Source organism: Mesorhizobium sp. M0058, from assembly GCF_040323095.1.
In the GTDB taxonomy this organism is placed as follows: Bacteria; Pseudomonadota; Alphaproteobacteria; order Rhizobiales; family Rhizobiaceae; genus Mesorhizobium.
Genome location: NZ_JAMYUQ010000007.1, coordinates 227,500 through 247,665, shown reverse-complemented (window position 1 = coordinate 247,665; position 20,166 = coordinate 227,500). Strand labels below are relative to the sequence as shown.

At 63.4% G+C, this 20,166-nt stretch carries 20 protein-coding genes; 13 read left to right on the top strand and 7 right to left on the bottom strand.

Translation table 11 applies throughout. The features are described from left to right. The first annotated feature begins 106 nt into the window (after positions 1 to 106). Genes rfaD through waaC form a run of 3 tightly spaced genes read left to right on the top strand, consistent with a single transcriptional unit; the run spans position 107 to position 3,008 of the window. Positions 107 to 1,057 (top strand): ADP-glyceromanno-heptose 6-epimerase, encoded by a 951-nt coding sequence (gene rfaD / locus NKJ75_RS14260; RefSeq protein WP_023683756.1) that lies wholly within the window; start codon positions 107 to 109, stop codon positions 1,055 to 1,057. After that, a complete protein-coding gene (gene waaF / locus NKJ75_RS14255; RefSeq protein ID WP_023744318.1) occupies positions 1,030 to 2,037 on the top strand; it encodes a lipopolysaccharide heptosyltransferase II in 1,008 nt (335 codons plus the stop codon). The genes rfaD and waaF overlap by 28 nt, the downstream gene beginning before the upstream one ends. Beyond that, positions 2,034 to 3,008 carry a lipopolysaccharide heptosyltransferase I gene (gene waaC / locus NKJ75_RS14250; protein ID WP_023744317.1) on the top strand — a complete coding sequence of 325 codons (975 nt, stop codon included), beginning with the start codon at positions 2,034 to 2,036 and terminating at the stop codon, positions 3,006 to 3,008. The genes waaF and waaC overlap by 4 nt, the downstream gene beginning before the upstream one ends. Before the next feature lie 24 nt (positions 3,009 to 3,032). Here the strand turns inward: waaC and greA are convergent, their stop codons facing one another. Both greA and NKJ75_RS14240 read right to left on the bottom strand, forming a co-directional pair. Continuing rightward, complete coding sequence (gene greA / locus NKJ75_RS14245; RefSeq protein WP_023671981.1) at positions 3,033 to 3,506, bottom strand: transcription elongation factor GreA; 474 nt, start codon at positions 3,504 to 3,506, stop codon at positions 3,033 to 3,035. 288 nt (positions 3,507 to 3,794) lie between these two features. Then, complete coding sequence (locus tag NKJ75_RS14240; RefSeq protein WP_023689712.1) at positions 3,795 to 4,331, bottom strand: tetratricopeptide repeat protein; 537 nt, start codon at positions 4,329 to 4,331, stop codon at positions 3,795 to 3,797. A 227-nt stretch (positions 4,332 to 4,558) separates the two neighbouring features. On the opposite strand from NKJ75_RS14240, the gene NKJ75_RS14235 reads away from it, so the two are divergent. The 3 genes from NKJ75_RS14235 (at position 4,559) to NKJ75_RS14225 (ending at position 7,174) form a co-directional block, all read left to right on the top strand. Then, positions 4,559 to 4,984, top strand: a complete 426-nt coding sequence (locus NKJ75_RS14235) for a DUF3775 domain-containing protein (protein ID WP_023683751.1) — start codon at positions 4,559 to 4,561, stop codon at positions 4,982 to 4,984. Between the two features lie 186 nt (positions 4,985 to 5,170). After that, positions 5,171 to 6,247 carry an extensin-like domain-containing protein gene (locus NKJ75_RS14230; RefSeq protein WP_023748179.1) on the top strand — a complete coding sequence of 359 codons (1,077 nt, stop codon included), beginning with the start codon at positions 5,171 to 5,173 and terminating at the stop codon, positions 6,245 to 6,247. A gap of 132 nt (positions 6,248 to 6,379) precedes the next feature. Further along, positions 6,380 to 7,174 (top strand): extensin-like domain-containing protein, encoded by a 795-nt coding sequence (locus NKJ75_RS14225; protein WP_023671985.1) that lies wholly within the window; start codon positions 6,380 to 6,382, stop codon positions 7,172 to 7,174. Positions 7,175 to 7,194: 20 nt separating this feature from the next. Here the strand turns inward: NKJ75_RS14225 and NKJ75_RS14220 are convergent, their stop codons facing one another. Next, positions 7,195 to 7,914, bottom strand: a complete 720-nt coding sequence (locus NKJ75_RS14220; RefSeq protein WP_023671986.1) for a gamma-glutamylcyclotransferase — start codon at positions 7,912 to 7,914, stop codon at positions 7,195 to 7,197. 112 nt (positions 7,915 to 8,026) lie between these two features. Here NKJ75_RS14220 and NKJ75_RS14215 point away from each other — a divergent pair, with 112 nt between their 5' ends. Further along, on the top strand, positions 8,027 to 8,734 hold the full coding sequence (locus NKJ75_RS14215; protein WP_023724930.1) for an LssY C-terminal domain-containing protein: 708 nt from the start codon (positions 8,027 to 8,029) through the stop codon (positions 8,732 to 8,734). 70 nt (positions 8,735 to 8,804) lie between these two features. Continuing rightward, complete coding sequence (locus NKJ75_RS14210; protein ID WP_023689708.1) at positions 8,805 to 10,115, top strand: hemolysin family protein; 1,311 nt, start codon at positions 8,805 to 8,807, stop codon at positions 10,113 to 10,115. Positions 10,116 to 10,143: 28 nt separating this feature from the next. Here NKJ75_RS14210 and NKJ75_RS14205 read toward each other — a convergent pair whose 3' ends face one another. After that, entirely contained in the window at positions 10,144 to 11,022 is an 879-nt protein-coding gene (locus NKJ75_RS14205) for a DMT family transporter (protein ID WP_352499873.1), read from the bottom strand. 258 nt (positions 11,023 to 11,280) lie between these two features. Between NKJ75_RS14205 and NKJ75_RS14200 the strand changes: the two genes are divergently transcribed. Continuing rightward, positions 11,281 to 12,576, top strand: coding sequence for a glucoamylase family protein (locus NKJ75_RS14200; protein WP_352499872.1), 1,296 nt, complete (start codon positions 11,281 to 11,283; stop codon positions 12,574 to 12,576). Positions 12,577 to 12,740: 164 nt separating this feature from the next. On the opposite strand, the gene NKJ75_RS14195 is transcribed toward NKJ75_RS14200, so the two are convergent. Then, entirely contained in the window at positions 12,741 to 13,346 is a 606-nt protein-coding gene (locus NKJ75_RS14195) for an NADPH-dependent FMN reductase (RefSeq protein WP_023671992.1), read from the bottom strand. Between the two features lie 89 nt (positions 13,347 to 13,435). On the opposite strand from NKJ75_RS14195, the gene NKJ75_RS14190 reads away from it, so the two are divergent. Beyond that, a complete protein-coding gene (locus NKJ75_RS14190; protein ID WP_023683744.1) occupies positions 13,436 to 13,804 on the top strand; it encodes a winged helix-turn-helix transcriptional regulator in 369 nt (122 codons plus the stop codon). 499 nt (positions 13,805 to 14,303) lie between these two features. Here the strand turns inward: NKJ75_RS14190 and NKJ75_RS14185 are convergent, their stop codons facing one another. Further along, the gene (locus NKJ75_RS14185; RefSeq protein WP_023671995.1) at positions 14,304 to 14,699 is read right to left on the bottom strand and encodes an acyl-CoA thioesterase; all 396 of its coding nucleotides are present in this window, start codon (positions 14,697 to 14,699) and stop codon (positions 14,304 to 14,306) included. Between the two features lie 224 nt (positions 14,700 to 14,923). Here NKJ75_RS14185 and NKJ75_RS14180 point away from each other — a divergent pair, with 224 nt between their 5' ends. Genes NKJ75_RS14180 through NKJ75_RS14170 form a run of 3 tightly spaced genes read left to right on the top strand, consistent with a single transcriptional unit; the run spans position 14,924 to position 18,665 of the window. After that, positions 14,924 to 16,540 (top strand): GMC family oxidoreductase, encoded by a 1,617-nt coding sequence (locus tag NKJ75_RS14180; protein ID WP_352499839.1) that lies wholly within the window; start codon positions 14,924 to 14,926, stop codon positions 16,538 to 16,540. After that, the gene (locus NKJ75_RS14175; RefSeq protein ID WP_352499838.1) at positions 16,537 to 17,751 is read left to right on the top strand and encodes a mandelate racemase/muconate lactonizing enzyme family protein; all 1,215 of its coding nucleotides are present in this window, start codon (positions 16,537 to 16,539) and stop codon (positions 17,749 to 17,751) included. Before NKJ75_RS14180 ends, NKJ75_RS14175 begins: the two co-directional genes overlap by 4 nt. Continuing rightward, positions 17,748 to 18,665: an NAD(P)-dependent oxidoreductase gene (locus NKJ75_RS14170; RefSeq protein ID WP_352499837.1), complete on the top strand. Its 918-nt coding sequence runs from the start codon at positions 17,748 to 17,750 to the stop codon at positions 18,663 to 18,665. Before NKJ75_RS14175 ends, NKJ75_RS14170 begins: the two co-directional genes overlap by 4 nt. Positions 18,666 to 18,757: 92 nt before the next feature. Here the strand turns inward: NKJ75_RS14170 and NKJ75_RS14165 are convergent, their stop codons facing one another. Then, positions 18,758 to 19,696, bottom strand: coding sequence for a diacylglycerol/lipid kinase family protein (locus NKJ75_RS14165; RefSeq protein WP_023737831.1), 939 nt, complete (start codon positions 19,694 to 19,696; stop codon positions 18,758 to 18,760). Between the last annotated feature and the right edge of the window lie 470 nt (positions 19,697 to 20,166).

Sequence of the window (20,166 nt, the reverse complement as noted above, 5' to 3'; positions counted from 1 at the left end):
AATAAAGCGGCCGCTTCGCGGTCTCACTGTGGCGTCGTGGTGCTTCATCGACAGTACGCTTGGCCTCCCTTATAAGGACCGGAATCGCAAGCAACCAGAGGCATTCATGATCATCGTCACGGGCGGGGCCGGCATGATCGGCTCCAACATCGTCGCCGCACTCAATGCCGAAGGCCATGATGACATCCTCGTCGTCGACGACCTCACCGACGGCCACAAGATCGCCAACCTGGCCGATTTGCAGATAGCCGACTATCTCGACAAGGACGAATTCTTGGCCACCTTGGAAGCCGGCGACCTAGGCCGCGTCGAGGCCGTCTTCCACCAGGGCGCCTGCTCGACCACCACGGAATGGAACGGCAAGTTCATGATGGACGTGAACTACGCCTTCTCAAAGCGCTTGCTGCATGGCTGTCTTTCGCTGCGCATACCGTTCCTCTATGCCTCCTCGGCTTCCGTCTACGGCGGCGGTTCGGAGTTTCGCGAGGACCCCGCACTTGAGCGGCCGCTCAACGTCTACGCCTATTCGAAGAAACTATTCGACGACTATGTCAGGCGCACTGTGTTCGACACCGATCATTCGCAGGTCGCCGGCTTGCGCTACTTCAACGTCTATGGCCCGCGCGAGGCGCACAAGGGCGCCATGGCCTCGGTCGCCTTTCATCTGTTCAATCAGGTCGGGCGCGGCGAAAACCCAAAGCTGTTCGGCGCCCATGACGGCTTCGGGCCTGGCGAACAGAGCCGCGACTTCATTCATGTCGGCGATGTCGCCGACGTCAATCTGTGGCTGTGGAAGCGCGGCTCGAGCGGCATCTTCAACTGCGGCACCGGCCGCGCCCAGCCGTTCCGCGCCATTGCCGAGACCGTGATCGATACGCTGGGCCAGGGCGAGATCGAGTTCATCGAATTCCCCGATCACCTCAAGGGCAGCTACCAGAGTTTTACCCAAGCTGATATGTCCCGCTTGCGCGCAGCCGGCTATAATGGGCAATTCCGCAGCGTGGAAACCGGCGTCAGAGACTATGTCGAATGGCTGAAAGCCCAACGATCCTCGTGATCGGCCCACGCTGGGTGGGCGATATGGTCATGGCGCAGTGCCTGTTTTCAGCGCTGAAGGACGTCCATCCCAACGCCGCCATCGACGTGCTGGCCCCGGCCTGGGCGGCCCCGCTGGTCAAGCGCATGCCCGAGATTCGCCAGCAGATCGATTTCCCGCTGCAACCGGGCGCGCTCGAATTCACCATTCGCCGCCGCTTCGGCCGCCTGCTGCGCGGCCGCTACGACATGGCCTACGTCCTGCCGGGCAGCTGGAAATCGGCGCTGATCCCGTTCTTTGCCCGCATCCCCCGCCGCTTCGGCAATCTCCGGGAAATGCGCTACGGCCTGCTGACCGACATCGTGCCGCTGCCCGATGCCGTCAAACGGCGCACCGCGCAGGCCTATTTCGGTCTTGCCCAGGGTGGCCATTTCCGGGCGCCGCACCTGACCGTCGATGGCGGCAATCAGAAAGAGTTGCTCGCCCGCTTCGACCTGCAGCCGGGAAAATTCGTCGCCATGATGCCCGGCGCCGAATTCGGTCCGGCCAAACGCTGGCCTAGCGAAAGCTATGCCGGCCTCGCCGGAGAGATGATGGCGAAAGGATTCGAGGTCGCGTTGTTCGGCTCGAAGAACGATCGCGACGTCACCGCCGAGATCGCAGCACTCGCGCCCGGTGTCGTCGATCTGGCAGGAAAGACGCGGCTGGAGGACGCCATCGACCTGATCGCCGCGGCCAGGCTGGCGGTGTCCAACGACAGCGGGCTGATGCATGTCGCGGCCGCCGTCGGCACACCGGTCGTTGCCGTCTACGGTTCGACCTCGCCGGAAAACACGCCGCCGTTGGCTGAACAGCGCGAACTGATCTGGTTGCATCTGTCCTGTTCGCCCTGCCACCGGAAGATCTGCCCGCTCGGCCACCTCAACTGCCTGAAGACGCTGGACGTTGCCCAAGTGGCAGCGGCGGCGGACAGGTTGCTGGAACTCCCGGCCGCCGCATGAAGGTTTTGATCGTCAAGTCCTCCTCGATGGGCGACGTCACCCACACCTTCCCCGCCGTCGAAGATGCACGCCGCAAGCGCCCCGATATCGCCTTCGACTGGTGCGTCGAAGAAGCCTTTGCCGCCATCGTCGCGCTGCATCCGGCGATAGCAAAGATCCATACCGTCGCCATCCGGCGCTGGCGCAAGCATCTGTTCAACGCCCGCACATGGCGGGAGGCGACAAGCTTGCGCCGCGCTCTGCAAGCAGGCGAGTACGACCTCGTCATCGATGCGCAGGGGCTGCTGAAATCGGCCCTGGTGGCGAAACAGGCAGCGGCACCAATCGCAGGTTTCGACCGCGCGAGCGCGCGGGAGCCCTCGGCAACGTTGTTTTACCAGCGCAAATACGCCGTGCCGCGCAACCTGCACGCCATCGAACGCACGCGCCGGCTGTTCGGGCTGGCGCTCGGCTACGAGCCCGACCTTTCGACCCTGGCATCCGGGATTGTGCCGCCTCCGGGCCACCTGGCCGGCATCGACGGCAAGACGGCCTTCCTGCTGCACGGCACCAGCCGCGAAGACAAGAAATGGCCCGCCGAAGACTGGATCGAAACCGCTCGCCTGCTGGTTGGTACCGGAATGACGCCGGTCACCACCTGGTCGAACGAGCGTGAGAAGGCGGTCGCCGAGGCAATCGCGAAAGCCGTGCCGTCAACGATCGTGGTGCCGAGATCGCCGCTGGCAGACATTGCCGCGATCCTTGGCCGCTCGACGCTGGTTATCGGCGCCGACACCGGTCTGACCCACCTCGCCAGCGCCTTCGGCCTGCCGACGGTCGCGGTGTTCCTGGCGACCGAGCCGGGTTTGACCGGCCCGCGCGGGCAATATGCCTCAACGCTGCTGGCCGCATCGGGGGAGCGCCTAACGCCGGCGAAGGTGGTGGCGGAAGCTAAGAAGCAACTGGCGCTCAAATCACGAGCACCAGCCTAGAGCCTTTCAGAAGTATCTGAGGTGCTAGATAAATTGCACCTGGACGATCTCATAACCCCTGGCGCCGCCAGGCGCGTTGACCTCGATGGCGTCGCCGACTTCCTTGCCGATCAGCGCGCGCGCGATCGGCGATGAGATCGAGATACGGCCCGATTTCACGTCCGCTTCCTGGTCGCCGACAATCTGGTAGGTCTTCTTTTCCTCGGTGTCCTCGTCGACCAGCACCACCGTGGCGCCGAACTTGACCTTGTCGCCGCTAAGCTTGGTGACGTCGATCACCTCGGCCCGAGCAATATAGTCTTCCAGTTCGTTGACACGGCCCTCATTGAGGCTCTGCGCCTCTTTGGCGGCATGATATTCGGCATTTTCGGACAGGTCGCCATGCGAGCGCGCTTCGGAGATCGCCTCGATGATGCGCGGCCGCTCCTCCTGCTGGCGCCAACGCAGCTCTTCCTTCAATGACGCGAACCCCTCGCCTGTCATCGGGACCTTGTTCATGATGCCTGACCTTTCCTGCCGCCACCCCCGCATTTCGGGGAAAGCCTTGTCGATGGGTATAAAAAGAAAACGGGTCCGGCAGCCTCGGGCTAACGGAACCGTTTCACCGCAATTTTCCCCAATATAGCGATCCTCGCGCGTTTTTCACGCTCAAAAAGCAGGCTTTTTGAAAAATCATGAGCCGACTTGCGCAATTGCCGTCACGGCATGTGCAGCGTGTTGCAGTTGCGACAACAAAAACCGGCTGCGATTGCTCGCAGCCGGCCCAGAGAAGCCGTTGGGGTGGGGTCAGCTTCTCATGAAATGGTAGATCTGTTCGGCCAGCATGCCGTATTCGCGCGAATCCTTGCCCGTCCGCTTCTCGATCTCGGCCAGTTGCGCCTGAGCGCCGGCCAGATCGCCGATCTGCAGATGGGCCTCGCCGAGATATTCGCGCACCAGCGTGTAATCCGGGTTGATGCGCAGCGCTTCCTCGTAATAGCCGAGGCCGACGGTGACACGGCCGGAATGGCGATGCGAATAGCCGAGATAGTTGAGGATGCGCGGATCCTGCTTGTTGGCGGCAAGGCTGAGTACGGCGATTGCCTCATCATAACGCCCGGCCATGGCCAGGTCGTGACCAGCATCATAGATGTTGTCGTCGTCCAGCATGCCGTACTTCGGCGCGACGCATTTCTGCTTTTTCTTGTCCCAGACCTGCCCCTTCTTGCACTGGGTGGTGGTCTCGGTACCACCGCCACCGCCGCCGGCCGCAAACACCGGAACCGCAAAGAACTGCAGCGCGACAACCGCCGCAGCCGCCTGGATCAACACTCTTTTATGCATCGAAGCCTCCTTGAGGGATAATGACGATCTTGAGGGAAAATGACGATAATGAAAAGCTAACGCCGGGATGCAGACTTTTCATCCCGGAAACCCGCAGCCGCCGAAACTATTTGTGCGGCCGTGCCTAACCTGAATTCCGTCAAGGCGGGAGCCAGGGATCAGAACATGACGTGACGCGCGCTGCAAATCAGCTATCATTCGGGAAGATCAGCGGGGGTACCCCGAGAGTGCAACAGCGCCGTGAGCGGGAATGGGAGCTATCTATCGGCCCGGACACCGTGCGCCTGTTCATTCTCAAGGCAAAGGGACTGAGTGCTGCCGTCAACGAAGACTATGCCGACGGTGCCGAGCATGAGGTCGAGCTCGATGGTGAATCACATGCCAATCACCACCATGACGGTCTGGCGGAGGAAAGCGCGGAAGACCTCACCGAGGAAGAGCTGCGCGAGCTGATCAACGACCTCAACGTCGACGAAGCGGCCGAGTTGATCGCGCTGGCCTGGGTCGGCCGCGGCGACTATGACGCAGCGGAATGGTCCGATGCGGTTGCCGCCGCGCGCGACCGCGCCAACAAGCGCACGGCGAAATACCTGCTCGGCATGCCGCTTTTGGCCGACTGGCTGGAAGAAGGGCTGGAAGCGATTGGCGCGTAACGACGTCGTTACCGTTCGTGATGGGCCGCAGGCAACCTCCGGGCGTTCGCGCCGTTGAGGACGATGGGGTCTGTTGTACTTTCCCGAACATGCAGGGTTGCACTAGTCATGGTCGTCACGGCTCTGCTGCTGACGCAAGCCGACGCCAAACAGCGCAAGAAGCATTACACGCCGCTGTCACAGCGGTTGGAGCAGTTGTTTTCACCGCGGGTCGACTCGCATCCTAAGCCGCGCAGCAAACACCGCCAGAAGCCCAGGCCACAGCGGCACATCACGCCAAAGCAGGTGGAACAAAAGACCCCGGATAAAGAGCCCTCGCCCGCCGATGTTCCGGTGCAGCCCTCGCGCGTTGTCCCGCTGCCCGAGGCGCGTCCTTCAGAGGCGCCGAAGACCGGCGCGGCACCGATCGAAAAGCAAAAGGCCGAAGGTCCGAACCCCCTTGGCGCGCCCAACCGGTCCAATGACGATCGATTCAACGAAGAAAAGTCCCGTTTTAAAAAGCAGGCGCGGCCCGGACCGTCAGCCCCGAAGCCGTCGACCGATAAGCAAAGCGAGCCCGAGCCGCCGGCCGCGGTGCCGATTCCGACACAAAAGCCAGACACTTCGGAACCTGAAGCTCAGCCGCTGGCCGTTGCTCCGCAACCACCTGAAAAACCCGATGCCGGCGACAAGAAGATGCTGCCCGATGCGCGCTCGGCCGATGTGCCCGATGCAAAAATGCCGGCGGCGGAAGTCGCCTGTCGCGAGCGGCTGACGGCCCTTGGTGTCGAATTCGAGGAGCATAAGGCGGAAAGCAATCCCGACATCGGCTGCTCGATCCCCTATCCCCTGGTGCTGAAGTCGCTCGGAAAATCCATCGCCATCGGCCCCGCGACCGAACTCAACTGCCCGATGGCCGAGGCGGCAGCCCGCTTTGCCGCCGAAATCATCCAGCCTGCGGCGAAAGCCGAATTCGGCGCCGACCTGAAATCGATCAACCAGGCATCGGCCTTTGTCTGCCGGCCGCGCAACGGCACGCGCCATCTGTCGGAACATGCCTTCGGCAACGCGCTCGATATTGCCAGCTTCACGTTGTCGGATGGCAGAAAGGTCGAAGTCGGTCCAACGCCGCCCGAGAAGGACGGCAAATTCCTCAATGCGGTGCGCAAGGCCGCCTGCGGACCGTTCAAGACCGTGCTTGGACCGGGCGCGGACCCGGACCATTCCCTGCATTTCCATCTCGATCTCGAACCGCGCCGGAATGGTGGCACTTTCTGCCAGTGATGGCCCTCCAGTGATCGTCATGCCGGTGATGGTCTGGCTGCCGCATTTCGGCCGCAGGCATGAACGCGGACGCTGAGTTTTCCTTTACCCTTGATCGTTAAAATCCCACCGATCAAGGACAGGATTCCGCCCATGGCCGCAATATTTCGCGCCGCCGCGAAGGCAAAAAGCACAGCGATACTGGCCGCCGGTCTTGCGCTGGCCGCCGTTTCAGCTTGCAACACGGGCAGCGTGCTGTCGCTGCAGCCGGCCGTCGATGTTGGCTCGCAGACCGCGGCCGTGCCGCAATATGAAGGCATGCAGAAGCTCGTCCCGTCCAATCCCTATATGACTGCCGCCTATCCGCGCATCGACGAGCCGATGTCGGAGTCGGAGCCGCAGCAGATGCCGGCCAGCGAAACCGATTGCCGTGGCGAGCTGAAGCGCCTTCGCGTCGTCTACACCGATGTCCAGCCGATCCACGAGGGACAGTGCGGCATAGACTGGCCGGTCAAGGTCTCCGCCATCGGCGGCATCCAGATGAAGCCCGCCGCAACATTGACCTGCGACATGGCCGCAAGTTTCGCCGCCTGGACCAGCAACGAACTGGTTCCCTCCGCCCGCTGGCGCTATTTCTCGGGCGTCAAGACCATCCACCAGGGCTCGAGCTATTCCTGCCGCAACATCGCCGGCGAAGGTGTCCTGTCCGAGCACGGCAAGGGCAACGCCCTCGACGTCATGAGCATCGAGCTCAACAACGGCGACGACATCGACGTGCGCAAGCCCGGCCTGTTTGCCTTCCGCACCCGCGGCTTCCTCAACAATGTGCGTGCCGACGGCTGCCAGTATTTCACCACCGTGCTCGGTCCCGGCTACAATTACGATCACCGCAACCATTTCCATTTCGACATCAAGAACCGCAAAAGCGGCTACCGCGCCTGCCGCTAAAGCGTTTCACCGTTCAGAAATCAGTCGGGATTGGCGTTCCTGGTGGAAGCGATGATTTGCTGGGCCACCAGATCCTGGATGCGCCAAAGGTTCCTGTCGCGGATACCGCTCTCTTCCAACTTGCTGACGGTTCGGAACAGGTATTGAGCCGACGAGCCCCAATGCCCGGCAGCCCGCGCCAGCGTGTCGGCAACCTGCTCCAATGGCAGCCGGCCGGCATAGGCCCTGCCGTCTGGCGCGGCGACGAAAGCCAAGGCCCGCAACGGCCCATCCTTGGTCTTGACCTTGATCCAGCATGGCACGTTAGTCGGCGGGTTGGCATCGATCTCGCGGCGCATCAACTGGCCAAGTTGCCCGAAATGGTCTTCCGCGGGCAGCCGATAGACGATGCCGTTGCAGCTGCCGCCTCGATCGAGCGCCAGCATCAGCGCCGGCAAATCACGGGTTCCGCGCCAACGGGTCAGCGTCAGGCAGAACGAGCGGTGCCATCCTGGCGCCGTGGCCGGGCGCTGCTCGACATGGGCAAATTCGGGGTTCCAGATCAGCGACCCGTAGGCAAAGACCCATAGCGCTTCAGGCCGATGCTCCGACAGAAGTTGCTCGACAAGACTATCGAACTCCGCGTCTGTATGCTCGGTTGTTCCGGGCTCGGGACCCGCATCCGGTTCGACACGCTCGACCCTTGCGACAAGGTCCGCGGTCAATGCCATCGAGCTGCGACCCACCGGCTTCTTATCCATTCCTGCTCACCCCCCGCAAAAACGATGGCCGACGATAGAACGGCTGCTCGCCGCTGGCCATTGATTTCCGGGGTCCGTCAGGCACAGATACCGCACGGATCGAGCCGCTTTCATGAGCCGACGAAGCCTGCAACGACGCGCATTGACCTGGCTCGCCGCTCTTCTGGCGGTCTGGCTGGCCCTCGCCTATGTCGCTGCGCCGGAATTCTGGACGGTTCGCGACCGCGGCTTTCGCACGCAGACTTTCGAGATGGTGACACACACGCCGCAAGGCATTCCGGGCGACCCGATCAATATCGGCCTTGTCGGTACCGAAAAAGAGATGATCCATGCCTTCGCCATGGCCGGATGGGATACGGCCGATGGCGTGACGCTAAAGACCGCGATCGAAATCGGTGAGAGCGTGCTGTTCGATCATCCCTATCCTGACGCCCCGGTCAGCCGGCTGCTGTTCGAAGGCCGCGCCCAGGATCTCGCCTTCGAAAAGCCGGTCGGCGGCAGCGCCGACCGGCGCCATCATGTCCGCTTCTGGCGCAGCGATGCGACCGGCGACGACGGCCGAACGCTCTGGATGGGCTCGGCCAGCTTCGACCGCGGCGTTGGTCTCAGCCACGATACCGGCGCCATCACCCACCATATCGCCCCTGACATCGACGCCGAGCGCGATCTCGTGATCCACGACCTGTCGGCGGCCGGCATGGTGATCTCGGTGAGCGACATCCCGGGCATCGGCGCCACCAGGACCGGACGCAACGGCGGCGGCGATCCCTATTTCACCGACGGCAAGGCTGTTGTCGGGGTGCTCAGGCAATTCCCCTGAACCACTGTCATTTTCCAAAAATCATCGCGGACTATTTTCCTGCGGCCCGCCGCAATGCTATTGAGCCCTGATGCTATACGTCGAAATCGCCACCGTGGTCGTCCTCATCTGTGTGAACGGCCTTCTGTCGATGTCCGAGCTCGCCATCGTGTCGTCGCGCCCGGCGCGGCTCAAGGCGATGATCGACCGCGGCGTCAATGGCGCCGGGCGTGCGCTGACGCTCGGCTCCAATCCCGGCAAATTCCTGTCGTCGGTGCAGATCGGCATCACTCTGGTCGGCGTGCTGTCGGGCGCCTTCTCCGGCGCCACGCTGGGCGACAGGCTTTCGGTGTACCTGGCCACGACCGGCATGCGCGAAAACATCGCCGACCCGCTCGGCGTCGGGATCGTCGTCGCCATCATCACCTATTTCTCGCTGATCGTCGGCGAGCTGGTGCCCAAGCAGATCGCGCTGCGCGATCCCGAGCGTGTTGCCGCCCGCGCGGCGCCTGCGATGACCATCCTAGCCACCGTCTCCGCGCCGCTGGTGTTCCTGCTCGACATTTCCGGCCGCGCCATATTGTGGCTGCTTGGCCAGCGCGGCGAGAGCGAGGAGAAGGTCACCGACGAAGAGATCAAGATGCTGGTCGCCGAGGCCGAGCACCATGGCACCATCGAATCCGACGAGCGGCGCATGATCGCCGGCGTCATGCGGCTCGGCGATCGCGCCGTGCGCGCCGTGATGACGCCGCGCACCGAGGTCGACTGGATCAATTTGCAGTCCGATGAGGGTGCCATCCGCAAGCTCTTGATGGAGACCCAGCATTCGCGCCTGCCGGCCGGCGATGGCGGCGTCGACGTCATGGTTGGCGTTGTTCAGACGCGCGACGTGCTGGCCGCCCTGCTCGCCGGCCGCGCACTCGATCCGCGCAAGCATGTGCGCGCCGCCCCCATCGTCTACGATCAGGCCGACGCGCTGGATGTGCTGCAGAAGCTGAAGGAATCCGACGTGCCGATGGCGCTGGTGCATGACGAATACGGCCATTTCGAAGGGATCGTCACGCCTGCCGACATTCTCGAGGCCATCACCGGCGTCTTCCGCGCCGACCTTGATGCCGGCGACGAGGAAAACGCCGTCAAGCGCGAGGACGGCTCATGGCTGCTCGCGGGATACATGCAAGCCGACGAGATGGCTGACGTTCTCGGTATCGACCTGCCGGAAAACCGCGACTACGAGACCGTCGCCGGTTATGTGCTGTCGCACATGCACCATCTGCCGGCGACCGGCGAATGCGTCGACGCGCAAGGCTGGCGTTTCGAGGTCGTCGACCTCGATGGCCGCCGTATCGACAAGCTGATCGCCACCCGGCTGCCCAGCGGCCATCGCGAAGTGGTGCGTTGACACTCTGCCGTCAAAGCGAATAGCGCCCTCAGACCGCGGCTTCGATCGGTTCGGCAAGCTTCGGATTGGAGCGCGAGGCGATCAGGCAACTGGCCACGATCAGGGCCGCTCCAGCCAGCGTGGTCCAGGTCGCCGCCTCGTCGAAGAACAGCCAGCCAAACACGATCGCCCAGATGAAGGCAGAATACTCCGTTGGGATCAGATATTGCGCTTCGGCCCGCGCGTAGGACCAGCTCATCAGGAACTGGCCGGAGAGCGACAGCGCCGTCACTCCGGCCAGTGGAAGCCAGAGATTGCCCGGCAGGGCAACCGCGAGCCAGGGAGCGGCGGGGAGAAGGACGGCGACAACGCACAGGTTCTGGAACAGCATGATCTCGACTGGTTTGGCCACCAGCGCCTGCCGCCGCGAGAGGATCAGATTGTAGGCGTAGAACACCGTCGATGCGAGCACCGCCACCGTGCCAAGCAGGGCATCCCCGGTATAGTTCCCTTGCCCGAACTGTCCGGCCATGATGATGACGACGCCGGCGATGCCCGCCAGCGACGCCCAGATCGCCTGGCGCTGTATGCGTTCGCCCAAAAGCAGCGCCGCCAGCAGGAGAGCGAACAGCGGCGCGACGAAACTAAGCCCGATCCCATCCGCTAGCGCCAATCTGGCAAGGCCCCAGAAGAACGACAGCAGAACGATGCCCACGACCACGGCGCGCAGCGCGTGTAGCCGCAGCACGGAAGGCGTGGGAAGGGAACGCGGCCCCGCCGCCCAGGCCGTGCCCGCGACCACGCTCGCAAGCATGCTTCGCCACAGCACCGTGTTGTAGACACCGACGGCGATGACCAGGATCTTCATTGCCGCATCCATGGCGGACAGAAGGAAGATCGCAAGTGCACAGACCAGCACCGGGGTCATGGGGGAAACGACGCCTGACGGGCTGGGTAACTTCACGGGGCATGCTCATGTGATGGATCGCAGCCGGATATATCAGGGGAGGACGGCCAGGCCAGATGGCAGGGCCGTGCATATGGCGGTCCAACCGATCTTCGCAGCCCCTCGATTTGAATTCGGTGCGTCGGCAGCGCCTTTCGCTATCGGCCCCAGCCTGCCCTCACCGATGATTGATCCGCTGGAAGAATGGCAAAAGCAGCCAAAGCCTCTATATCGATTGTCATGGATGCATCGAACGAACACGCGCTAAACGACGAGCTTCTCCAAGATATCCAGCGCCTGTCCTTCGAGTATTTTCTCAACGAGGCCAACCCTGCCAACGGCCTGGTCGCCGACCGCAACACGCAGGCGTCGCCTGCCAGCATAGCCGCCGTCGGGCTCGCTTTGTCGTCCTATCCCGTCGGTGTCGAGCGCGGTTTCATGACGCGCGATGCCGCAATCGAGCGGACGCTCGCGACGCTTCGCTTCTTCTGGAACGCCCCGCACGGGCCGGAGCCCGATGCCACCGGCTACAGGGGTTTCTACTATCATTTCCTCGACATGAAGACCGGCCGCCGCGTCTGGAATTGCGAACTGTCCACGATCGATACCGCCCTTTTGCTTGCCGGTGTTCTGGCCGCCGGCGCTTATTTCGACGAGGACGATGAGCTCGAACTGGAAATCCGCCAGCTTGCCGATGCGCTCTACCGCCGTGCCGACTGGCGCTGGGCGCAGAACGGCGGCGCCACCGTCACCCATGGCTGGCGGCCTGGAAAAGGCTTTCTCCGCTACCGCTGGGAAGGATTTGACGAGGCGCTGATCCTGTACGTCCTGGGTCTCGGTTCGCCGACCCACTCGCTAACTCCCGAGAGCTACGCGGCCTGGCTGTCCACTTACAAATGGAAGACCATCTACGGCCGCGAGATGGTCTATGCCGGCCCGCTTTTCATCCACCAGTTCTCGCATATCTGGATCGATTTTCGCGACATCGGCGATGCCTTCGTGCGCGATCACGACCGGGACTATTTCGAAAACAGCCGCCAGGCGACGTATCTGCAGCGCGATTACGCAATCCGCAATCCGAGGGGGTTCGCGGGCTATGGCGAGAATTGCTGGGGCGTCACCGCCAGCGACGGCCCAGGTCCGATCGCGCGGCGAGCCGATGGACGCCGCTTCTTCGGTTATCTCGCCCGCGGCGCACCGTTTGGCCCCGATGACGGCACGCTGTCGCCATGGGCGGCAATCGCCTCCTTGCCTTTTGCGCCGGAAATCGTGCTGCCGGCGCTGCGCCATTTCCACGAGATGGACCTGCGCGACGGCAACCCTTACGGCTTCACCGCGAGCTTCAACCCGACGATCGCTGCCGACGACGGCCGCGCCTGCGGTTGGGTATCGCCGGACCATGTCGGCATCAACCAGGGGCCGATCGCCCTGATGATCGAGAACTACCGGTCCGACTTCCTGTGGCGATTGATGCGCCGCGTGCCGGCCATCACCACAGGACTGCGCCGGGCCGGGTTTTCCGGCGGTTGGCTGTGACAGGCGGCGATCCTTCGCGCGGGATCGTCAAGGCATCAGCGCGAGTTTGCCGGTCCGACTCCACCATCCGGCCAAGGGAGCCGAGAGCGCCCTTCACGTGAATGAAAAAGGGCGGCGCAAACGCCGCCCTTTGGAAAAATCATCGATCCTTGGGAGGATAAGGCTCAGGCCGCCTGGGCTTCGCCGGCAATCGCGTCGGCCTGACGCGCTGCCTTGAGCACGCGGGCCCACCAGGCAACGTCGTTGACCAGCGCCGTGGCAGCCTGGTTCAGATGCTCGATCTCCTCGAGCTTCTTCTCGCCCTGGCGCACCGCCAGGAAATCGCTCCAGGCAATGTGAACGGCGGATTTGACCGGCGCCATCTGCAATTCGACCGCGGCAAGACGCAAATGTTCGACAGCGCGCGAGCCGCCGACGCTGCCATAGCCGACGAAACCGGCCGGCTTCTTGTTCCATTCATTGGCGGCGTAATCGATGGCGTTCTTCAGCACGGCCGTCGGGCCATGATTGTATTCGGCGGCGGTGAAGATGAAGCCGTCGAATTCGGCGACCTTCTTTTGCCAGCGCTGGGCAACTTCGTTCTGCGACGGCGCCCAGGCGGACGAGGCGACCTCGTCGAAGAAGGGCAGCGGCCAGTCGCGCAGGTCGACGGTCTCGACGTCGATGTCGGCATGAGATTTCGCGATCTTGGCGATCCACTGGGCGGGCACATCGGCGAAACGCGCGGCGCGTGTCGAACCGACGACGATGGCGATTTTGGGCTTGGACATGGGGCTCTCCATATATGCAAAAGCTGGTATCGTTTGGATACCGGCGCTATATGAGATACTGACAAATGGCAGCGCAAGGAGGCACCGTTATGTTACTGAGGCACCCGCACAACACCGAAGACTGCCGCGCCGTCTCGGAAATCCTGCAGCGCGTCGGCGACAAATGGACCGTTCTGGTCGTCGGCAAGCTGGGCGGCGGACCGCTGCGTTTCAATGAGTTGCGCGCCGCTGTCGGCGGCATTTCGCAGAAGATGCTGACCACCACCTTGCGCGGTCTTGAGCGCGACGGCTTCGTCACCCGAACCGTGTTCCCGACCATCCCGCCACGCGTCGACTATGAGCTGACGGAGCTCGGCCATGAGCTGCTGGTGCCGGTCGGCGCGCTCGGCGAATGGGCGCGGAAGAACACCTCGCGGGTCCAGGCGGCGCGTGAAAGATTCGATGGCGTGCACGCCTGAAAACCGTTGCCCAGCAATAGTTTACGGATTTTGCCGTCGACGACGCGTACCCGGGTTTAACTGGATCCGCCCTTGCATCGTTGGTCACGCCATCGCGACATAGCTGCAGCGTTTCGTTCGCCGGCGCATCATCATTTTGAGGCTGACGAGGTCTTCCGCTGACGGGCCCTCAGGCCTTTGACGCAGGGTTGCTGCAACACACTGCGCCGCACGTCTCTACCCTTGCAGACCGCTGGGCAGTCCGCTCGTTGCCAACGGTCCGGTCGTGCGTGCAGGCAACGCCTGGAAGCTCTTTCCTGATCTCGGTATAAGCGGTCGTGCCAAGCAGGCAGATCACCGCGACGAGGGCCGCCACGAGCCAGCCGTTCAGCATGTGTTGACGCATTGTCTTCCCTCCGCCGCCCGCAGAATCGGATGTGAAGGCAACCATTGGATGTCGCGCAGCGCATCGCCCGCGCGGGGGATGTTACTAAGCGCAAGCTTGGCAGAATCGACGATGTCAACTTTCGGTTGGAATCGGCTTCGGCTTGCCGTCGCTATCCAGCGCCACCATGACGAAATCGGCGTGGGTGACCTTCTCCATCAGGTCGGAGAGGTAGCGTTGCGCCCAGGCCTCGACCTTGAGCGTCATGGAGGTGCGGCCGACGCGCTCGACATGGGTGTAGATGCACAGCGTGTCGCCGATCTTCATCGCCTTGGCGAAGGACATTTCCTTGACAGCCGCCGTCACCACGCGACCCTTGGCCCGCTCGGCCGCACGGATGCCGCAGGCAAGATCCATCTGCGCCATCACCCAACCGCCAAAGATGTCGCCGGCCGCATTTGCATCGGCCGGCATGGCGAGCGTACGCAAGGTCAGATCGCCGATCGGCCGTCCGTCCGCGTAATGCACCATCTGCCGGATCCCCTGAAACGATTGCCCTCGATCCCCTAGCGTCATGGACCCAAGAGGTCAACGCGACGGGCGAGGCTCCCGGCGCAATGTCGGTTCCATGGCAGCTTTTCCGGCCAGGCGTCTCACGGTCGCATTTTTCACAACGCATGCCGGAAGGCACCGCGACTTCGGAAGCCTGCCGCGGATAGGCTGCAGCCAGTTTTGCGGAGCCGCCAACACCAATCATGCAGACCTATGACTTCATCATCGTCGGCTCCGGCTCAGCCGGCTCGGTTCTCGCCGACAGGCTGTCGGCTTCCGGCCGTTACTCCGTGCTGGTGCTGGAAGCTGGCGGCACCGACCGTCGCTTCTATGTCCAGATGCCGCTCGGCTACGGCAAGACCTTCTTCGATCCGGCGGTCAACTGGAACTACAAGCCCGTGCCGGACCCCGGCCTTGCCGGCAATGTCGACCATTGGCCGCGCGGCAAGCTGCTTGGCGGCTCCAGCTCGATCAACGCCATGGTCTGGATCCGTGGCGCGCGCGAGGACTTTGACGACTGGCGCGATGCCGGAAATCCCGGTTGGGGCTATGACGATCTGTTGCCGGGCTTCAAGGCGCTTGAGGACAATGAGGCCGGCGCCGACAGATGGCGCGGCACCGGCGGGCCGCTGCATATCACCGACACGACGAACGCCGTCCATCCGCTGACCAGGCGCTACCTCGCAGCCGGCCAGCAGGCTGGGCTGCCGCTCAACCCTGACTTCAACGGCGCCGCCCAGGAAGGCGTCGGCGTCTACCAGATCTCGACCAGGAATGGCCGCCGCATGTCGGCCGCGCGCGCCTTCCTGCGCCCGGCGATGAAGCGCGCGAATGTGCGCGTCGAAGCCAATGCGCTGGCGACCAGAATCCTGTTCGAGGGCAAGCGAGCCGTCGGCATCGAATATCTGCAGAACGGCGAGACCAAGACGGCGCGGGCCGGCCGCGAAGTCATCCTGTCCGCCGGCTCGATCAACTCGCCGCAGCTCTTGCAACTGTCCGGCGTCGGCCCCTCGTCACTGCTCAAGGGGCTTGGCATCCCGGTCGTCCACGCCAACGAAAATGTCGGCGCGCATCTGCAGGACCATGTCGGCATCAACTATACCTTCAAGGGAAACGTGCCGACGCTTAACCAAATCCTGCGGCCCTGGTGGGGCAAGCTGCTGGTCGGCATGCAGTACATCCTCACCCGCTCCGGCCCGCTGTCGCTGTCGATGAACCATGGCGGCGGCTTCTTCCGAACCGACCCGGCGTTTTCGCGCCCCAACATGCAGCTTTATTTCCAGGCTTTCTCGACCGTCATTCCGAAGAGCGGCGAGCGGCCGATCCTGACGCCAGATCCGTGGCCGGGCTTTTCCATCGGCCTCTCCAACTGCCGCCCGTCCAGCCGCGGCGAGATCATGATCCGCTCCAGCAATCCGCTGGACTATCCCAGGATCGTCGCCAACGCCTATTCCACCAACGCCGATGTCGACGAGATGCTGGCGGCGGTGAAATTCGTGCGCAAGATAGCCTCGATGCCCGCCATGGCCGAGATCATCACTGAGGAGGTTTTGCCGGGCCCATCGATCCAATCGGATGCCGATCTGATCCAGGATTTCAGGAAGCGCTCAGGCACCGTCTATCACCCGGTCTCGACGTGCCGCATGGGGCCGGGCGCCGGGGCCGCCGTCGTCGACCCGCGCCTGAAAGTGCACGGGCTCGCAGGTCTGCGTGTCATCGACGCCTCGATCTTTCCCGCCAACATCACCGGCAACACCAACGCCGCCTCGGTCATGACCGGATGGAAGGGCGCCGAACTGGTTCTGGAGGACCAAAAATGAAGATCACCGACGTCAAGACCTGGGTAGTCGGCAACCCGCCGCCCGGCATCGGCGGCAAGTATTTCATCTTCGTCAAGCTGACCACCGATGGCGGCGTCGTCGGTTACGGCGAGGCCTACAACGCCACCTTCTCGGCTCACATAACAGCGAAGCTGGTCGAGGACATGGCCGAGCGTTACCTGATCGGCCACGATCCGCATGACATCGAGACCTTCTTCCGCCGCGCCTATTCCTCAGGATTTACCCAGCGCCCCGACGTTACCGGCATGGGCTGTTTCTCGGCGCTGGAAATGGCCTGCTGGGACATTGTGGGCAAGGAAGCCAACAAGCCGGTCTACAAACTGCTCGGCGGCCAGGTGCACGAGACGCTGCGCTCCTACACCTATCTCTATCCGCATACCGGCAGCGTCCATTCGGAAGACGCGCCGGACGGCAGGAACGTCTATAACGACCCTGAACTGGCGGCGGCCTGCGCGCTCGAATATGTCGAGCAGGGGTTCAACGCCGTCAAGCTTGACCCGGCCGGTCCTTACACCGCCTTCGACGGCCACCAGCCGCGCCTGATCGACATCGATGTCTCCACCCGCATGGTCAAGGCGATCCGCGAAGCCGTCGGCACCCGCGCCGATATTCTGTTCGGCACGCATGGCCAGTTCACCGCGTCGGGTGCGCTGCGCATGGCACGCGCCATCGAGCCCTACGATCCCTTGTGGTTCGAAGAGCCGGTGCCGCCCGACATGCCCGAAGTGATGGCTCAGGTGGCGCGAGGCACGTCGATCCCGATCGCCACCGGCGAGCGGCTAACGACCAAGTTCGAATTCGCCCGAATCATCGAGAACCGCGCCGCCACCATCCTGCAACCGGACCTTGGCCGTTCCGGCGGCATTCTCGAAACCAAGAAGATCGCCGCCATGGCCGAGGCATACCACATCCAGATCGCGCCGCACTGCTATTGCGGGCCGATCGTCGGCGCCGCCAACATCCAGCTGGCGGTGACGCTGCCCAATTTCCTCATCCTGGAATCGCTGAAGCAGTGGGACGGTTTCCACGCCACGCTCTTGAAGAAGAAGATCGAGTGGCAGGACGGCAATGTCATTCCGTCGAAGGAGCCCGGCCTCGGCGTCGAGCTCAACGAGGCGGTCTGCGAGGCGCATCCCTACACCGGCAAGGACCTGCATTTGCAGATGATGCAAATGCCGCTGATGCCGTGAGCGAACGTTACGCCTTTATCGGCCTTGGCCATCTCGGCGGCAACCTCGCCGCCAGCCTGTTGCGCAACGGTTTTGTCGTCATCGTCTTCGACCGCGACCCCGCCGCCGTCGAGCGCCTCGTGGCGCTCGGCGCCACGGCCGCGACCAGCCCGGCCGAAGCGGCGGCACAGGCCGGCAATGCCATTACTTGCCTGCCCTCGCCCAAGGTCAGCGAAGCGGTGCTGGCGAATGCCGGCGGCCTGCTCGAGGGTCTGCCCAGGGGCGGCTCCTGGATCGAGATGTCGACCAACGGCCGCGACGAGATCCTGCGCCTAGCCGCCCTCGCCGCGGCCAAAGGCATCGAGACGCTGGAGTGCCCGGTCACCGGCGGCGTGCATCTGGCCGCGGTCGGAAAGATCACCGCGCTTGTCGGCGGCGATGCTGCGCTTTACGAGCGCCATCGTCCGGCCATCGAAGCGATGTGCGCAAAGTCGTTCCTGATGGGTCCGGTCGGCTCGGCGGCGGTGATCAAGGTGATCACCAACATGCTGGCCTTCATCCATCTCGTCGCCGCCGGCGAGGCGCTGATGTTGGCCAAGCAAGGCGGCCTCGACCTCGCGCAAACCTACCACGCCATCGTCGCCTCTTCCGGCAACAGCTTCGTCCATGAGACCGAAAGCCAGCTCATCCTCAACGGCTCCTACGACATTGGCTTCACCATGGACCTGGCACTGAAGGACCTCGGCTTTGCGCTTGCGATGGGCAGGGAGTTCAGACTGCCACTCCAATTGGCGCCGCTTGTGAGTGAGATTTTCCTGATGGGCAAACAGGAATATGGCGGCGGCGCCTGGTCGACCCAGATCGTCAAACTGCTCGAGGATGCCGTCGACATGGATCTGCGCGCGCCCGGTTTCCCAGCCAAGCTGGAAAGCTAAGCCGGGTAAATATGTCCTGCGATTTCAGGCCCTTGGCCGGTTCGCCGGAATCGCCGCTCAAACCACCTGAATCAATCCCTCAACGGCTTGATTCAATATCTCAGCGTCAGCGCTCCGGGCAGGATCTCAAACGTCGCGGGTATACGCCCCGGCGACTCGCCATCTATGTCGACCAGCGCGCCGTTCTTCTCGACATCGCCGATAGGTTCGACCACCACTTTCCGGCCACGCAATATGGTGATGGCCGGATGGTTGCGGTGCCGGCCGCCATAGAGCAGCCGAATATCCCAGATCAGCTTCAGCTTGCCGGCCGCGCGCAGGATGACGATGTCGAACTGGCCGTCGGCGAGTGCGGCGTCCGGGGCGATCATCATGCCGCCGCCGAAGAACTTTCCGTTGGCGACCGCCACCAGCGCCATGCGCGCCTCGACCGGGGTGCCATCGTCGACGGTGATCCTGACGTCCTGGAAGCGGTAGCGGATGAACTCGACCACGGTGCGCCAGAAAAACAGCGCCTTGGCCGACATCCTGCCCTTGCGCTTGTCGGCATTGACCGCACGGTCCGTGGCGCCGGACAGGCCGAGGCTGGCGATATTGATGAAGTGCCGGCTGGCCAGCGCGCCATGGTCGTCGATGTAGCAGATGCGCCCGGCATCGACCTTGCGCGCCTTGGCTTCGGCGATCCGCTTCAACGCCGCATCCACCTCTTTCGGCAGGCCAAGTCCGCGCGCGAAATCGATGCCGGTGCCGCAAGGCAGCAAGCCAAGTTCGGTTGTCCGGCCGCTCTCATCGAAAGCCTGCAGCAATCCGTCGGCCACCTCGCTGGCGGTGCCGTCGCCGCCGGCCGCGATCACCAGCTCGAAGCCGCTTGCCGCGAGGTCGAGCGCCAGCCTTTCGGCGTCGCCCTCGGCCTGCGTCTCGCGCAGCTCGAATTCGCCGAAATGCTTTTTCAGCGATGCGGCGACCTCCGGCCAATGCCGTTTCAGCCGGCCGCCGCCGGCAATCGGATTGAGCACCACCCCGACTTTCAATGCGCACCCTCCCCGCACCGAGCCGATAGGCTCGATGCTTTGCCTGCATTGAAGCCCGCGCCAGCCGGCGGAGCAAGGGGCACAGCCGATCAGGCGCCAAAAAGCCGGCGGGCTGTCTAATGCAGCTGGAGTCGAAATTCCGAGCTTTGTGGCAAACGATCCCCGATAATCCCGTTATCCACAGGCTCACGCCCATTCCCCAAAACCCTTACCCGGCGTAAGTTTAACCATCTCAGGCGGCTACCGATCGCCACGCCGAAAGGCAAAGCGAAAAGGCGGATTTCCTGAGGCCCGTACGGCCCGAAGCGAGAGCAGGCTTGCTTGTTCGAGGGACGGATGCCGAGACCTACGGGGCCGCGGAAAGCGTGCGAACGCCAACGGCGGACCGATGCTGCCATGAAGGACGGCGAAAACCTTCGATGGCGCGCCGAACGAAGCTCGCAAGGGTGGAGAACGGCGTGGTCTGGAAC

Excerpts from the sequence above, each read along its gene's own strand:
- NKJ75_RS14240 (WP_023689712.1), bottom strand. The coding sequence starts at position 4,331 with ATGCATAAAAGAGTGTTGATCCAGGCGGCTGCGGCGGTTGTCGCGCTG.
- NKJ75_RS14180 (WP_352499839.1), top strand. The coding sequence starts at position 14,924 with ATGCAGACCTATGACTTCATCATCGTCGGCTCCGGCTCAGCCGGCTCG.
- NKJ75_RS14175 (WP_352499838.1), top strand. The coding sequence starts at position 16,537 with ATGAAGATCACCGACGTCAAGACCTGGGTAGTCGGCAACCCGCCGCCC.
- NKJ75_RS14190 (WP_023683744.1), top strand. The coding sequence starts at position 13,436 with ATGTTACTGAGGCACCCGCACAACACCGAAGACTGCCGCGCCGTCTCG.
- greA (WP_023671981.1), bottom strand. The coding sequence starts at position 3,506 with ATGAACAAGGTCCCGATGACAGGCGAGGGGTTCGCGTCATTGAAGGAA.
- NKJ75_RS14225 (WP_023671985.1), top strand. The coding sequence starts at position 6,380 with ATGGCCGCAATATTTCGCGCCGCCGCGAAGGCAAAAAGCACAGCGATA.
- NKJ75_RS14195 (WP_023671992.1), bottom strand. The coding sequence starts at position 13,346 with ATGTCCAAGCCCAAAATCGCCATCGTCGTCGGTTCGACACGCGCCGCG.
- NKJ75_RS14215 (WP_023724930.1), top strand. The coding sequence starts at position 8,027 with ATGAGCCGACGAAGCCTGCAACGACGCGCATTGACCTGGCTCGCCGCT.
- NKJ75_RS14200 (WP_352499872.1), top strand. The coding sequence starts at position 11,281 with ATGGATGCATCGAACGAACACGCGCTAAACGACGAGCTTCTCCAAGAT.
- waaF (WP_023744318.1), top strand. The coding sequence starts at position 1,030 with ATGGCTGAAAGCCCAACGATCCTCGTGATCGGCCCACGCTGGGTGGGC.
- NKJ75_RS14210 (WP_023689708.1), top strand. The coding sequence starts at position 8,805 with ATGCTATACGTCGAAATCGCCACCGTGGTCGTCCTCATCTGTGTGAAC.
- NKJ75_RS14185 (WP_023671995.1), bottom strand. The coding sequence starts at position 14,699 with ATGGTGCATTACGCGGACGGACGGCCGATCGGCGATCTGACCTTGCGT.
- waaC (WP_023744317.1), top strand. The coding sequence starts at position 2,034 with ATGAAGGTTTTGATCGTCAAGTCCTCCTCGATGGGCGACGTCACCCAC.
- NKJ75_RS14220 (WP_023671986.1), bottom strand. The coding sequence starts at position 7,914 with ATGGATAAGAAGCCGGTGGGTCGCAGCTCGATGGCATTGACCGCGGAC.
- NKJ75_RS14205 (WP_352499873.1), bottom strand. The coding sequence starts at position 11,022 with ATGACCCCGGTGCTGGTCTGTGCACTTGCGATCTTCCTTCTGTCCGCC.
- rfaD (WP_023683756.1), top strand. The coding sequence starts at position 107 with ATGATCATCGTCACGGGCGGGGCCGGCATGATCGGCTCCAACATCGTC.